The sequence below is a fragment of the Halomonas sp. NyZ770 genome (assembly GCF_020616575.1).
Classification (GTDB): Bacteria; Pseudomonadota; Gammaproteobacteria; order Pseudomonadales; family Halomonadaceae; genus Vreelandella; species Vreelandella hamiltonii.
The window spans coordinates 3,875,730-3,890,125 of sequence record NZ_CP085143.1; the positions used below are offsets into that span (position 1 = coordinate 3,875,730).

17 protein-coding genes are annotated in these 14,396 nt (G+C 62.9%); 1 reads left to right on the forward strand and 16 read right to left on the reverse strand.

All coding sequences use genetic code 11. The features are described from left to right. Positions 1-6 precede the first annotated feature (6 nt). The 9 genes from dtd to LG409_RS17930 all read right to left on the reverse strand — a co-directional run bounded on the left by dtd (position 7) and on the right by LG409_RS17930 (position 7,306). On the reverse strand, positions 7-444 hold the full coding sequence (dtd, locus tag LG409_RS17890; protein WP_096921805.1) for a D-aminoacyl-tRNA deacylase: 438 nt from the start codon (positions 442-444) through the stop codon (positions 7-9). 55 nt (positions 445-499) lie between these two features. Further along, a complete protein-coding gene (locus tag LG409_RS17895) occupies positions 500-1,078 on the reverse strand; it encodes a chalcone isomerase family protein (RefSeq protein WP_227407328.1) in 579 nt (192 codons plus the stop codon). Positions 1,079-1,173: 95 nt separating this feature from the next. Then, entirely contained in the window at positions 1,174-2,019 is an 846-nt protein-coding gene (locus LG409_RS17900) for a universal stress protein (RefSeq protein ID WP_189463835.1), read from the reverse strand. A 133-nt stretch (positions 2,020-2,152) separates the two neighbouring features. Then, entirely contained in the window at positions 2,153-2,968 is an 816-nt protein-coding gene (gene thiD / locus LG409_RS17905; protein WP_227407329.1) for a bifunctional hydroxymethylpyrimidine kinase/phosphomethylpyrimidine kinase, read from the reverse strand. 15 nt (positions 2,969-2,983) lie between these two features. Further along, a complete protein-coding gene (locus LG409_RS17910; protein ID WP_227407330.1) occupies positions 2,984-4,399 on the reverse strand; it encodes a TRAP transporter large permease in 1,416 nt (471 codons plus the stop codon). Beyond that, complete coding sequence (locus LG409_RS17915) at positions 4,399-4,947, reverse strand: TRAP transporter small permease subunit (RefSeq protein ID WP_218314035.1); 549 nt, start codon at positions 4,945-4,947, stop codon at positions 4,399-4,401. The genes LG409_RS17910 and LG409_RS17915 overlap by 1 nt, the downstream gene beginning before the upstream one ends. A gap of 115 nt (positions 4,948-5,062) precedes the next feature. Further along, positions 5,063-5,926, reverse strand: coding sequence for an endonuclease/exonuclease/phosphatase family protein (locus LG409_RS17920; protein ID WP_446719088.1), 864 nt, complete (start codon positions 5,924-5,926; stop codon positions 5,063-5,065). A gap of 2 nt (positions 5,927-5,928) precedes the next feature. Further along, complete coding sequence (locus LG409_RS17925) at positions 5,929-6,561, reverse strand: thiol:disulfide interchange protein DsbA/DsbL (RefSeq protein WP_227407332.1); 633 nt, start codon at positions 6,559-6,561, stop codon at positions 5,929-5,931. A gap of 115 nt (positions 6,562-6,676) precedes the next feature. Beyond that, the gene (locus tag LG409_RS17930; RefSeq protein ID WP_039178828.1) at positions 6,677-7,306 is read right to left on the reverse strand and encodes a c-type cytochrome; all 630 of its coding nucleotides are present in this window, start codon (positions 7,304-7,306) and stop codon (positions 6,677-6,679) included. 305 nt (positions 7,307-7,611) lie between these two features. Here LG409_RS17930 and yihA point away from each other — a divergent pair, with 305 nt between their 5' ends. Beyond that, positions 7,612-8,259: a ribosome biogenesis GTP-binding protein YihA/YsxC gene (gene yihA / locus LG409_RS17935; RefSeq protein ID WP_016915456.1), complete on the forward strand. Its 648-nt coding sequence runs from the start codon at positions 7,612-7,614 to the stop codon at positions 8,257-8,259. 19 nt (positions 8,260-8,278) lie between these two features. Here yihA and LG409_RS17940 read toward each other — a convergent pair whose 3' ends face one another. From LG409_RS17940 to argH, 7 genes are read right to left on the reverse strand one after another with little or no spacing between them, the layout of a single operon-like run. Beyond that, complete coding sequence (locus tag LG409_RS17940; RefSeq protein ID WP_189463832.1) at positions 8,279-9,016, reverse strand: HAD family hydrolase; 738 nt, start codon at positions 9,014-9,016, stop codon at positions 8,279-8,281. A gap of 15 nt (positions 9,017-9,031) precedes the next feature. Then, on the reverse strand, positions 9,032-9,946 hold the full coding sequence (locus LG409_RS17945) for a tyrosine recombinase XerC (RefSeq protein WP_016915458.1): 915 nt from the start codon (positions 9,944-9,946) through the stop codon (positions 9,032-9,034). Further along, complete coding sequence (locus LG409_RS17950) at positions 9,936-10,664, reverse strand: DUF484 family protein (protein ID WP_016915459.1); 729 nt, start codon at positions 10,662-10,664, stop codon at positions 9,936-9,938. Before LG409_RS17950 ends, LG409_RS17945 begins: the two co-directional genes overlap by 11 nt. Before the next feature lie 16 nt (positions 10,665-10,680). Continuing rightward, a complete protein-coding gene (gene dapF, locus LG409_RS17955) occupies positions 10,681-11,514 on the reverse strand; it encodes a diaminopimelate epimerase (protein ID WP_016915460.1) in 834 nt (277 codons plus the stop codon). Then, positions 11,514-12,785, reverse strand: a complete 1,272-nt coding sequence (gene lysA, locus LG409_RS17960) for a diaminopimelate decarboxylase (RefSeq protein ID WP_227407333.1) — start codon at positions 12,783-12,785, stop codon at positions 11,514-11,516. Before lysA ends, dapF begins: the two co-directional genes overlap by 1 nt. After that, the gene (gene lptM / locus LG409_RS17965; protein WP_081138587.1) at positions 12,785-12,910 is read right to left on the reverse strand and encodes an LPS translocon maturation chaperone LptM; all 126 of its coding nucleotides are present in this window, start codon (positions 12,908-12,910) and stop codon (positions 12,785-12,787) included. The genes lysA and lptM overlap by 1 nt, the downstream gene beginning before the upstream one ends. Beyond that, the gene (gene argH / locus LG409_RS17970; RefSeq protein WP_227407334.1) at positions 12,910-14,313 is read right to left on the reverse strand and encodes an argininosuccinate lyase; all 1,404 of its coding nucleotides are present in this window, start codon (positions 14,311-14,313) and stop codon (positions 12,910-12,912) included. The genes lptM and argH overlap by 1 nt, the downstream gene beginning before the upstream one ends. Between the last annotated feature and the right edge of the window lie 83 nt (positions 14,314-14,396).

The following is a 14,396-nucleotide window of genomic DNA, read 5'->3' on the forward strand; positions in this document are numbered from 1 at the left end:
TTTCCGCTACCCTTCCAGCATGAAGGTCACCGGGCCATCGTTGACCAGCGCCACCTGCATGTCGGCGCCAAACTGCCCGGTGGCCACCGGTGGGCCCGCTTGCTGCGCGCGCGCCACCAGGTAATCGAATAGCCGCTCACCTTCCTCCGGCGGTGCGGCGCTGGAGAAGCCCGGCCGCAATCCCTTGCGGGTATCGGCGGCCAGCGTGAACTGGGATACCAGCAACAAGCCCCCTTGGGCCTGCTGCAGGTTATGGTTCATCTTGCCCGCCTCGTCACTGAACACGCGGTAATTCAGCAGCTTGTGCAACAGCTTGTCGGCATTGGCCTCGCTGTCGCCTTTTTCGACGCCGATCAGCGCCATGAGCCCGTGATCAATGGCGCCGATGACCTGCCCCTCCACCGTCACGCTGGCGGTGGTTACCCGTTGAATCAAAGCCTTCACGTCACGCTTACCCCTGGGTGATGTCTGCTCTTCAGGGGCAAGAGTCTAGCGCAGTTCAGCTCCGCCCTAACAGGGCATCCCGAAAGCTTTCACCCAGCGGGCGCTCACCCAGCCAGATACCAAACATGGCCCGAGCAAACTCGGCGCTGTCATCCTCGAAGAGCGTTTCGCCATTGAGGGCCAGGCGCAGCTGCTCGCCGTCCCAGCTCAACAGGTAACGGTCGCCGGGCGAGACATCCTGATAGCGCTGGTTGAGCTGCGCCATGCTGTCATGAATCTGGTTGAATTCGTATAACGTCAGGGAGTCACGCAAGGTTTTTTCGGTGGCATCGGCAAAGTCGCTGGCAGAAATGGCGTGAAAATAAGCCAGTTCCAGGCGGCGCGGCACGTCGCCCAGCGGTTGCGGCTCGTTTTCGCCCTCCAGCTGGTAGTAGGCCCCCGCGTAGGCCGTCCAGATCATGTAGCGGAACACGCCACTGCCTAGCAGGGAATAGCGCTGCCCTTGGTCTTCGACCACACGGTCAAACTGCTCACCACGCTCGGTGACACTGCTGGCCATGGCCGCCGATGCCCACAGCGATGCTGCCAGCAGTAACAGGATGGTGAACGGAGTGGATTGCTTGAGTCGCCGCACGATATTTTCCTCTTGAAACAGAAGGAACAGGAACCTCTACGCTATACATACCCACGCTATGCGTAAAGGTTCCGTACAACCAATGGCGCGCGGTGCTACCAGGGCCGACAAATCATCACATCGCAGTGCGGCTCGCTCAGCAGCATCTCGGTAAGCGGGTTGGGCTGCTGGGGTCGGCTGCGGCTTCCCAGCATCACCAGGTCAGGCGAATGGCGCTTGATATAGTCGCCGAGCACATCGCAGGGGTTGCCCGGCTCCAGTACCAGCTGCGTATCAGGCACGCCCTGCAGTTCGTCCATCAGGCTATCGACTTCGTTGTCCAGCGCCGTACGCAGCCGGTTGACCTCATGGTCTCGCCACTGGGCGTAGAAGGCCTGATTACCCAGCTCACGCTCGCCGGGCAGGCTCCAGGCATGCAGCAGAGTAATCTGCGCTTCCGGAAAGCGTATCAGGGCTTCCTTGAGCGTCTGGCGTGCAGTGAGTGAAAAATCGATGGGCACCACGATATGCCGCCAGGACTGCGTCGGCGGGGTGAACGCGACGACCACGGGGCATGGTGCGCTGCGCAGCACGCGCATCATGGTGGTGCCCTGCAGCAGTTCCTTCTGGCCTCGTTTGCGGTGCATACCCAGCACGATCAGCGATGCTTGACGCTCGTGGGCCTCGCGGACAATTTCCGCGTGGGGCTCGCCCACCACGGTCTGGATCATCAGCGGCGGCATCGCCAGGGCGTAGTCTTCGCGCAAATCCGTCAGCGTGGCGCTGATATCATCACTGACGGCCTGTTCCAGGTCATGCAGGGTACGGTGCGGCAGATAAGGGTCGAGTACGTGCAGTGCACTCAAGGCCGCCCCTTGCTCATGGGCAAGGCGCAGAGCGCGTGCAAACGCGGCGCGATTTTCCTGGGAAAGATCGGAGGCAAACAGCAGCGAGCGAGACATGGCGTGCTCCTTGGCCGAATAGCGCAGCCGGTTGGATTAAACGGGCACCCTTCAGCATGGTGCCCGTTCGCCTATCTCGCAAGCCGTCTTTTATCGGCGCAGGCCCTGAGTCATTGGGCGCTTCCAGCGACGACTACCACCAGGCATGAAAGTGGTGAACCGGGCCTCTTCCCTGGCCCACGTTCAGGCGTTCGCTGGCGGCCAGGGCCTCGTGCAACCACTGCTTGGCGGTGGTGATCGCTTCGATGGGGGCCTCGCTGCTTGCCTGCGGGGGCAGCTTGGCCAGGCATGCCGTGATCGCCGATGACAACGCACAGCCGGTGCCGTGCAGGTTGTCGGTGGCAATCCGCTCGGCGGCCAGCCAGCGCTGGCCCTGAGGGGAGGCCAGCAAATCCGGGCAGGTTTCACCCCGCAGGTGCCCACCCTTGAGCACCACGTAAGGCGCACCCAGCGCCACCAGCTCCGGCAGCAGCGACTCCATGTCTTCCAGCGATGCGGGCCGCGAGCGGTCCAGCAGCACGGCGGCTTCGGGAAGATTGGGAGTGATCACGTCCGCCAGGGGCACCAGAATATCGCGCACGGCGCGGATGCCGGCATCGTCCACCAGGACGTCACCGCTCTTCGCGACCATGACCGGATCCAGCACGATCCAGCGTGGGCGACGCTGCCGCAGCACGTCGGCAATGGTCTGTGCCACGTCACGGCTGGCCACCATGCCGATCTTCACGGCATCAATATGCACATCGGCCAGCAGGTGCTCCAACTGCTGACGGATGGCCGCCACCGAGACGCCATGTACCCCGGCGACACCACAAGTGTTTTGGGCGGTCAGCGCCGTGATCACGCTGGTGCCGTAGGTGCCCAGCGCGGAGAAGGTCTTCAGATCCGCCTGGATGCCCGCCCCGCCAGAGGGATCGGAGCCAGCGATGGTCAATACGTTGGCAATCATGACGCTCCTCACCTCTTAGAGAACAGAGGGTAGCCAAGTGGCGATGCCGGGGAAAATCGCCAGCGCCAACAGCATGCCCAACTGAAGAATGATGAATGGGATCACGCCCTTGTAAATGGCCGAGGTCGGCACGCTGGCTGGGGTCACGCCGCGCAGGTAGAACAGCGCAAAACCGAACGGCGGGGTCAAAAACGAGGTTTGCAGGTTGACCGCGATCATGATGCCCAGCCAGATGGGGTCTACGCCCATGGCCAGCAGGACGGGCCCGACGATGGGCACCACCACGAAGGTGATTTCGATGAAGTCGAGAATGAAGCCCAGCAGGAAGATCACCAGCATGACCACCAGCGTGGCCCCGACCACGCCGCCCGGCATGGCTTCGAACAGCTCGGTGACCAGCTCTTCACCGCCGTAAGCGCGAAACACCAGTGAAAACAGCGCAGCGCCAATCAAGATCAGGAACACCATGCTGGTGACCTGCGCCGTAGAGTGCAGCGTTTCCTTGAGCATCTTGATACTCAACTGGCGATTGGTCGCCGCCAGTACCAGCGCGCCAAACGCGCCCACCGCCGACGCTTCGGTAGGCGTTGCAAAGCCCCCCAGAATCGAGCCAAGCACCGCCACGATCAGCAGTACCGGAGGCAGCAAGCCTTTCAACAGCAGCGGCCAGATGCTCCCAGTGTGTCCCAGCTCGGCCTTCAGCGCTGCGCGGTCCGCCGCCGGTGCCGCCTCCGGCTTCAACCATGCCACCATCAGCAGATAGAGGATATACACCACGACCAGCAACAGGCCGGGCACCAATGCGCCAATGAACAAGTCCCCAATCGACAGGGTTTTCGGGCTCCACACGCCCATGGAGAGCTGCGCCTGCTGGTAGGCGTTGGAAAGTACGTCGCCCAGCAGCACCAGCGCTATCGAGGGAGGAATGATCTGCCCCAGCGTACCCGTGGCGCAGATCGTGCCCGTGGCCAGCGCGGGCGAGTAGCCGCGCTTCAACATCGTGGGCAGCGACAGAAGCCCCATGGTGACGACCGTGGCCCCGACGATCCCCGTAGAAGCCGCCAGCAGCATGCCGACGATGACCACCGCGATACCCAGGCCGCCGCGCAGCGCGCCGAAGGCCATGGCCATGGCGTCCAGCAGCGTTTCCGCTACCCGAGACTTCTCCAGCAGGACGCCCATGAGCACGAACAGCGGCACCGCCAGCAGCGTGGCATTGGTCATGATGCCGTAAAGCCGGTTGGGCATGGCGTTCATCATGCGCGCTTCGAAGGGTACATCCACGCCTATGGACTGCAGCAGCAGCCCGAACCCGGCAAAGGCCAATGCGGTGCCCGCCAGCGAAAGCGCCACCGGATACCCCAGCATCAGGACGATACAGACCGCAGCAAAGAGTACCAGCGGCATCATGTCTAATAAGGTCGCCAGCACTAGATGATCTCCTCGTGAGCAGGGGGCGTGGTAGGCAGTTTGCCGCGCAATATCAAGGTCTGACGAATCAGCTGTGCCACCGCCTGCAGCAGCAGCAGCGCCACCATCACCAGCATGAGCGTCTTTAGCAGGTAGACGCCGGGAATGCCGCCGTCTGGTGAGCGCTCCATGATGGCCCAACTGCTGCGTACGTAATGAAAGCTGCTGACGGCGATGAAGATCGACACCGGAATCAGCAGCAGCAGCGTGCCCATCAGGTCGATCCAGGCCCGCCCACGGTCGGACAGGCGGCGATAGAAAATATCGACGCGTACATGGCCATCGCGCTTGAGGGTCCAGGCGGCACCCAGCATGAACACTGCGGCGTGCATGTACATCACCGACTCTTGCATGACGATGCTGTTGATGCCCAACCAGTAGCGCATGATGACAATGGCAAACTGGACCAGCATCATGATGATCACCAGCCAAGCAATGGCTCGGCCAATCCCCTCGGTTACGCAGTCCAGCCAACGCAATAAACGTGGCTCTTGAGCACTCGTCGGCATAGCAGATGTCCCAGCATGAATAAAAACGGCCCAGAATCATCGCTGATTCTGGGCCTGACGTCATCCCCATTCACAGGATTAAACGCTTATCCATACGTCTGGGCGGCACGTCTGGCTATGAACGCTCATGGGTTTGCGCATGTTCGGCCTCTGCCAGCGCACTGACGCAGGCCGCGGGCAAGGGCAGGTCGACCGCGATGGGCAAGTGATCGGAAAACAGATGATCCAGCACGCGCACTTCTGCGGCTTCCAGCGTTTGGGACAGCAGGATATGGTCCAGCGCCCGACGGGGCTGCCAGGAGGGGTAACTGAGCAGCGGCTTCACCGGATGCAGCGGCAACGATGTGCTGAAACGCTCGTGGGCATGAAGTTGATCCGGCGTGCAGTTGAGATCCCCCATCACGACCACATGGCGCAGTGGCTGAATGATGTCGCTAAGGTAGTCCAGCTGGCGTACTCGGCCACGATGGCTCAAGGCCAAGTGGGCCACGAAGATGTGCAGGGCATCGGGGCCATCGCCATAGCGGGCATGAATCGCGCCTCGCCCTGGCAGCATCCCGGGCAGCCGATGCTCTTCGATACGGCTCGGCACCAGCCGCGACAGTAGCCCGTTGCTGTGCTGGGCGAACTTGCCCAAGTTGCGATTCAACTGCTGAAAATAGTGCGGAAACCTGGCCTGGGCGGCAAGGAACTCCACCTGATTGACACGGCTGGAGCGAAAGCTGCCGCCGTCTACTTCCTGCAAACCCACCACATCGAACTGCTCGAGTATAGTGCCCATCATCGCCAGGCGCTTCAAGCGCTGGGGATGTGGCAAGAAGTGTTGCCAGCTGCGGGTGAGGTAATGGTGATAGGCAGAGGTCTGGATACCCACCTGCAGATTGAACGTCAGCAGTCGCAAGTGCCCCCGCTCCAGCAAGGGAGCGGGGGGCGCCTTTGGTGAGCCCACAGGCTCACCGGTAGTGCCGTGTTCGAGCACGGTTATTGAGCGCGCTCGTTACGCACTTTTTCCACCAGGGCATCGGCAATGCGCGGCATGTTCTCGAGGCTGCCTGCGGTTTGCGGCGATACCACATAGCGACCATCCACCACGATGGCCGGAACCCCCATCAGGCGCATTTCACGCATGCGGCTGTTGGCCTTGTTGACATCGCTGCGTACGCTGAAAGCGGTCAACGCCTGCTTGGCTTCTTCTTCACTGACGCCGTAATTGGTGAAGAACTTGGCAATGTCGTCAGGGTCGGTCAGAGAGCGGCCATCCTGGTGAATTGCATCGAAGAAGTCTGCATGCAGTTCTTCTTCGATGCCCAGTGACTGAGCGGCGTAGAAGGCCGTGGCGTGAGTATTCCAGTCACCGCCCATGGTGGCCGGCATGTGAATCACACTGACGTCGTCTTCCAGCGTGTCGTACCAGTCGTTGACATGCTCTTGCAACCGATAGCAGTGCGGGCAGCCAAACCAGAACGCTTCGGTCACTTCAATTTGGCCTTCTTCCACCTGCGTGGCGACCGGAGACGCCAGCAGCGTGTAGTGCTGGCCTTCCACCAACTCCTGAGCACTGACCCCAGCGGAAAGACCTAGACCAGCCAGGGCGACCATCAACGTTTTCAACATAGCGAGAACTCTCCAGAATAAGCGAGCCAATAAGGGCGAGGCTAAGACCACCGCTTGCACAGGCAGGTTCCCCATCCTGCCGGTACCACGCAGGATGGGGCACAGCATCGAGCGCTTAGTTCAGGCCCAATACGTAGTTCGCAACCGCTTCCATGTCACGATCGCTCATCTTGGAAGCGATATCGCCCATCAGGTTGTTGGGGCTGTTGGTACGCTCGCCTGATGCGAAATCCTGCAGGGTGGAGATGGTGTACTCCACGTGCTGACCCGACAGCGCCGGATAGACGGCACTGCCGATGCCGACACCGGTGGGCGTATGGCATGCGCTGCAGGCAGGAATGCCTTTGCTCATGTCGCCTGCGCGATACAGCTCTTCACCGCGGGCGAGCAGCTCGGCGTCTTCATCGCTGGTTTGACCCAGGTTGGCGTCCTGACCGGCAAAGAAGGCCGCCACGTCCCAGGCATCCTGGTCGGAGAAGTCGTCTACTTGACCTGCCATGGTGGGGACCATGCGGTCGCCGTCACGAATGTCCATGATCTGCTTGGCCAGATAGGACATCTGCTGTCCGGCCAGGTTAGGGAAAGCGCCCGAAGGGCTGATACCCGCTTGGCCGTGACAGGCAGCGCAGGTTTGTGCCATTTCGCGACCAGCGGCCGCATCTGCGTCGGCTTGAAGGTCCGTTTGGGCGTGAGCGGTGCCAACGGCACCCATGGTAATTGCCAGGCTTGCCAGTAACTTTCTCATTGCTATTCCACTATGCCGTTTGATTATTGACTGGTACGCACCCTGGGCGCTGCCCAGGCTCTGCACACTACCAGGGTCAGCTCCGCCGAAACGAACAACATGTTGTTGGTCGCTGCTGGCTAGAGCGCGATGGTACACTAGCGCCCCAGGTCGCAGTTATGAACCTCATGCATTATAACGAATCACCCAAGCGGCGGGAATGCAAGTCCATGTCTGCTTTTGGGGTAATTCGTCGCGGTACCTTGGCGATCCCTGCAGGATGGCTCGATGAGCCCTCTTTCATGTCTGTTTTCAGGAACACCATCATGTCTACCCTTCATGATAGCCCAGTCCCACGACTGAACTACCCTACTGCGCGATTCTTGATCAGCGCCCCCACGCTGGCCCTGTGCCCGGACGACACCGGCGCCGAAGTGGCATTTGCCGGGCGCTCCAATGCGGGCAAGTCCAGCGCCATCAACGCGCTGACCCAGCAGAACGCGCTGGCACGCACCTCGCGCACCCCCGGGCGTACGCAACTGATCAACTTTTTCAGCGTGATGAACGATGAAAGTCGCCGCCTGGTCGACCTGCCCGGCTATGGCTATGCCAAAGTACCGGAAGCGGTCAAGATCGAGTGGCAGCAGCACCTTTCCGAATACCTGCGCGGCCGCTTCAGCCTGCGTGGCCTGGTCCTGCTCATGGACGTGCGTCACCCGCTCACCGAATTCGACCAGATGATGCTGGAGTTCGCCGACCAGCGGGGCATGCCGGTGCATATTCTGCTGACCAAGGCCGACAAGCTGAAGAAAGGGCCTGCCAGCGCTGCGCTGCAGAAGGTTCGTTCACGCCTGAAAGAGTGGGAAGACCTGGTCTCGGTACAGCTCTTCTCCTCCCTCAAGCGTCAGGGCGTGGACACGCTTTCCCAGACCCTGGACCGCTGGCTGCATACGCCCGAGGAAACCGAACACTGAGCGTGCGTCAGGTGCGTCTTCACCGGCGCTGCTCCAGCCATGCAATCAGCGTTGGCAACTCCTTCACGTGGGCAATGCGATGCACTCTGGCGGGCAGCGCCTGATCGCCACGTTCGGCCACCCAGGCCGCGTGCATGCCCAACTGCTGCGCGGGCAGCACATCCTCTTGCCATGAATCGCCCACATGCATGGCCCGGGCAGGCACGGTACCGAGCCGTTCGAGCGCGGTCAAAAACGGCTTGGGGTCCGGTTTGGGGGCGAGTAGCTCACCGGCCGCAATCGCTATGGGAAAGTGGGCGGCCAGCGGCTGGCGCTTGAGATGAATGTTGCCGTTGGTGATGGCAGCCAGCCGATAGCGCTGAGCCAGCGCGGCCAGCAAGCCATCAGCCTCCGGGTGAGGCGTGACCTGCACCCGTAGACGGTGAAACTCGTTCATCGCGGCGGCGGCCCACAGCAGCGCCGCGCTGCGCGGTAGCCCGCTGGCCTCCAGCTGCGCTTCCAGCGCCCGTAGCCGCAGCCAGGTGAAGTCGCCGCGACGCTCGGGCACCTGGCTGGCCCACTGCTGGCGGCGCTGCAGATAGTCTGCCACGCCTGCATCGTAGTCCAGTGCCAGCGGCGGCTCCTGGCGGGCCGCTCGCCAGGCCGCCAGCGCCGTCAATAACCAGCGGTAGTGGCCCTCTTCGGTGGTGAGCATGACGCCGTGGTTGTCCCACAGGGTGTCGTCCAGATCAAAGGTGATGGCATCTAACGTGACCATGTTTCGATTCTCGCCTCAACTTTCACTCTCGCGGGAACGCCGTTTGGCGCGTGGGTGGGCAGCATCGTAGCTCTCGGCCAGGTGCTGCCAGTCCAGCCGCGTGTAGACTTGGGTAGTCGATAGATTGGCATGCCCCAGCAGCTCCTGTACGGCCCGCAGGTCCTGACTGGACTCCAGCAGATGGCTGGCAAACGAGTGGCGCAGACGGTGGGGGTGAAGATGCTCTGGCAGGCCACGCAGTACCGACAGCTGGGCCAGTCGCTTTTGGATGCCGCGATGCCCTAGACGTCGCCCGCGCAGGCCGACGAACAGTGCCTGCTCTTCACTGGCAGCCAACCCGTCACGGCAGCCCAACCAGGCTTCCAGCGCCTGCCGAGCCCGGGCTCCCACCGGCACCTGGCGGGGCTTGCTGCCCTTGCCCATGACCCGCACGTGGTGGCCCGCCAAGTGGGCGACATCCAGCGCAGCCAGCTCGGCCAGACGCAGCCCGCTGGAGTAAAACAGCTCCAGCATGGCCTGATCCCGCAGCGCCAGCGGCGTGCCATCGTGGGGCGTATCCAGAAAGCGAGCCAGCGCATCGACATCCAGTGGCCGGGGCAAGTGGCTGGGCTGCTTGGGAGTGCGCAGCAGCGCCACGGGGTTGTCCGCCCGTACCTGGCGCTCCACCAGCGCATCGGCAAACCGAGAGAGCGCCGCTCGGCGGCGCGCCAGGCTGCGGGGCGCCAGGCCACGGCTGCGTTCGGCCCCCAGGAAGGCCCGCGCCAGCGCCGTGTCCCAGCCATGGGGCTGAGTGACGCCGCGCTGCAGGGCAAACTGGCAGAACGCGTTCAGATCCTGCCGATACGCAGCCACCGTCGCCGGGCTGGCATGGCTGGCCAGATGGGCCAGATAGCCCTCTATCGCCTGCGCCAGCGGAGAGTCACTCTCCATGGGGTACCGAACCCAGCGGCCCCAGGCGCAGCAACAGCCGAGCAACGATATCCCCCAGATACTCGGTAAACAGCGTATCCATGCTGGCGCGGTAGCATTCGGGGTCGGGGCTGGCGAGCAGCAGATAGCCCAGGGATTCGCCTGCGGAAAGCCGCGTAATCGCACAAGAGCCCGCCTTGCGCGGGGGCTTGGCATGGGGCAGCAGGCACTTCCAGTCGCTGACGCTGAGCTTGGCGCAGCGGCTGGTGCGACCATCCAGCAACGCCGCCAGGCGGGCACCGGCGTGCTGGTCCAGCACATGCCGGGGCGCTTGCGGCGGCGCGGGCTCTGCGTCACTCAAGGAGGCCGGGCACCACAGCGCCATGGCGGGCGTCTGGAAACGCTCGCTCAATTGGGTCGCCAGCGCTTGCGCCAAGGCATCGCGGTCTTCTGCTTCTACCAGGCTGAGCAGCGTTTCGCGCAGGCGGCGGTACTGGGCCTCGTTATGGCGGGCGGTTTCCAGCAGGTGCTCCAGGCGGCCCTCCGCCGTTTCGGCCCGCTGGCGCAGGTCGATGACCAGCCGTTCGAGCAGCGATACCGCTCCCTCGATATGCGGATGCGGGACTTTCAGCTGTTGCAGCAGCCCCTCACGACCGATGAAAAAATCGGGATGGCGGGCCAGCCAGAACGCGACCTGGTCCGGGTCCAGCGTTTTACGCGGCTCAGGGGCTTGAGACATCGCCGTTCTCCTCGAATCAGTTGAGTGATACCCGACCGTCGAACACTCGGGTAGCGGGCCCCACCATGACCAGCGAGGCTTCTGGGCCAGGCCACTCGATACTCAGCTGGCCACCCGGCAGGGAGACCTTGACCGGACTTTTCAGTAGCCCCTGACGAATGCCACTGGCCACCGCCGCACAGGCCCCGGTCCCGCAGGCTAGCGTTTCACCGCTGCCTCGCTCGAAGACCCGCAGGCGAATCTCGTTGGGCGACACGACCTGCATGAAGCCCACGTTGACGCGCTTGGGAAAGCGAGGATGCGACTCCAGCAGCGGACCCAGCCGTTCGACGGGCGCACGCTCGACATCCTCGACCTGGAGCACGGCATGGGGGTTGCCCATGGAAACCACTCCAAGGGAGAGCGTTTCACCGTCTACCTCCACCTCGTGCAGAGGCTGGTCGCCGGTGGCTTCGAAGGGCAGCGTGGCCGGATTGAAGCGCGGCGCGCCCATGTCCACCCGCACCATGCCATCGTGCTGAACGTTGAGTACCAGCGGGCCGCCAGCGGTCTCGACATGAATTTCGTGCTTGTGGGTCAGGCGCTGGTCACGCACGAAGCGGGCAAAGCAGCGCGCTCCGTTGCCGCAGTTTTCCACCTCGCTACCGTCGGCGTTGTAGATACGATAACGAAAGTCCATGTCCGGGTCGCGCGGGGGTTCGACGATCAGCAGTTGGTCAAAGCCGATGCCAAAGCGACGATCCGCCAACTGGCGGATCTGCTCGTCGCGCAGGCGGGCACGCTGGGTGACCAGATCGATCACCATGAAGTCGTTGCCCAGCCCGTGCATCTTGGTGAAGTGCAGCAGCATCAGCGCGCCCCTTCCGGCAGCAGCGCTTCGCCCGCCCACAGGCTCTCCAGACTCTCCCGCGCACGTACCACGTGGTAGCGGTCACCGTCCACCATCACTTCCGGCGGGCGTGGGCGGCTGTTGTAGTTCGAGGCCATCACGAAACCGTAAGCGCCCGCAGAGCGCACCGCCAGCAGGTCGCCTTCGGCAATCGCCAGTTCCCGCTCCTTGCCCAGGAAGTCGCCGGTTTCACACACCGGGCCGACCACGTCGTAGGTGGCCGGCTCACGGGGCGTGCGGGTATCCACCGGCACGATGGCCTGCCACGCCTGATACAGCGCCGGGCGAATCAGGTCGTTCATGGCCGCATCGACGATGGCAAAGTTCTTGGTTTCACCAGGCTTCAGGAACTCCACCCGAGTGAGCATCAGGCCCGCGTTGGCCGCAATGGAGCGGCCCGGCTCGAACAGCAGCGTCAGGGTTTCGCCGCCTTCCCAGCGGGAGAGGCGCGCCAGCAGCTGGCTGGCGTAGTCGAAGGGCTGGGGCGGCTTCTCGTCGCGGTAAGGCACGCCCAGGCCACCTCCCAGGTCCAGGTGGTCGATCTCGATACCCTGCTCGCGCAGGCGCTCCATCAGCAGCAGCAGGCGCTCCAGGGCATCCAGGAACGGAGCGGTTTCGGTCAGCTGTGAGCCGATGTGGCAATCCAGACCGGTCACGCGCAAATGGGGCAGGCTGGCAGCCAGTTGATACACGTCCAGCGCATCATCGACGGGAATGCCGAACTTGTTGTCCTTCAAACCGGTAGAGATGTACGGATGGGTACCCGCATCGACATCCGGATTGACGCGCAGCGAGACCGGGGCGATTTTCCCCAGTTCACCCGCCACGGCGTTCAGGCGCTCCAGCTCCGGGCGCGACTCGACGTTGAAGCACTTGATCCCGACTTCAAGGGCCCGAGCCATTTCATGGGGCTGCTTGGCCACGCCGGAGAACACCACCTTGGCGGGGTCGCCTCCCGCCTTGAGCACCCGCTCCAGCTCACCCACCGAGACGATATCGAACCCGGCACCCAGACGTGCCAGCAGGCCCAGTACCGCCAGGTTGGAATTGGCTTTCACCGCATAGCAAATCAGATGCGGATGGCCACCCAGCGCTTCGGTGTAAGCCCGGAAGTGGCGCTCCAGGGTGGCTTTGGAGTAGACGTAACAGGGCGTGCCCAGCTCGGCGGCCAGCGCCGTCAGCGGGACGTCTTCGGCATAGAGCACGCCATCGCGATAGTTAAAATGATCCATTACCCCTCCTGCTCGGCGGCCGAATCGGATGTGTCGTCAGGCAAGTAGAGCGGCCCTTTCTGGCCGCAGCCCACCAGCAGCAGCGCCACCAGCAGCAGCGCGCCGAAGGCACTGGCAGCGCGCATCATGAGGCACCCTGGAGCGCTTTCAGCGCGTCACGGGCACGGCTGGCGGCGGCACGCACCTGGTCCGGTGCCGTGCCGCCAATGTGATTACGCGCCGCCACCGAGCCCTCCAGTGTCAGCACCTCGAAAACGTCCTGCTCGATGATCGCGGAGAACTGCTGCAGCTCTTCCAGCGTCATTTCCGAGAGGTCTTTCTTGCTCTTCAGGCCGTAGGCCACGGAGAGGCCGACGATTTCGTGAGCATCACGGAAAGCCACGCCCTTGCGTACCAGATAGTCGGCCAGGTCGGTGGCGGTCGAGAATCCACGCCGCGCAGCCTCGTACATGCTGTCTTTCTTCGGCTCGATGGCGGGCACCATGTCGGCAAAGGCTTTCAGACAGTCGCGCACGGTATCGACGGCATCGAACAGCGGCTCCTTGTCTTCCTGATTATCCTTGTTGTAGGCCAGCGGCTGGGACTTCATCAGCGTCAACAGCGCCATCAGGTGGCCATACACGCGGCCTGTCTTGCCACGTACCAGCTCGGGCACGTCGGGGTTTTTCTTCTGCGGCATGATCGAGGAGCCGGTGCAGAAGCGGTCAGGCAGATCGATGAAATTGAACTGCGCGCTGGTCCACAGCACCAGCTCTTCGCTCATGCGCGAGAGGTGCATCAGCAGGATACTGGCGAAGCTGGTGAATTCGATGGCAAAGTCTCGATCCGACACGGCATCCAGCGAGTTTTCCGATGGGCGCACGAAGCCCAGCAGCTCGGCGGTCACGTGGCGGTCGATGGGGTACGTGGTGCCCGCCAACGCTGCCGAACCCAGCGGCATCACGTTGACCCGCTTGCGGCAATCCAGCAGGCGCTCGTGATCGCGGGCCAGCATTTCCTGCCAGGCCAGCAGGTGGTGGCCGAAAGTGACCGGCTGTGCCGTCTGCAGGTGGGTGAAGCCGGGCATGATGGTATCGGCTTCCCGTTCGGCCAGCGTGATCATGCCATCGCGCAGCCGTGTCAGTTCGGCCTCGATCACATCGATTTCATCACGCATGAACAGGCGAATATCGGTGGCCACCTGGTCGTTGCGCGAACGGCCAGTGTGCAGTTTCTTGCCGGTGATGCCGATCTTGTCGGTCAGCCGCGCTTCGATGTTCATGTGCACGTCTTCCAACGGCACCGACCACTGGAACTCGCCGCGCTCGATCTCGCCCTGAATCTCGGTCAGGCCATTGATGATGGCGTCACGCTCGTCCTCGGTGAGCACGCCCACCCGCGCCAGCATGGTGGCGTGGGCAATCGAGCCCTGGATATCCTGGCGCGCCAAGCGCTGGTCGAAATTCACAGACGCGGTGAAGCGTGCGACAAAGGCATCGGTAGGCTCGCTGAAGCGGCCGCCCCAGGACTGATTCGTAGCTTGGCTCATCGGTGATATATCCTGCTGACAAAACTAAAGGAGTCGTTACCGGAAAGTGTACCAGAGTCACCCCGCCGAGCGGCACGCCGTTT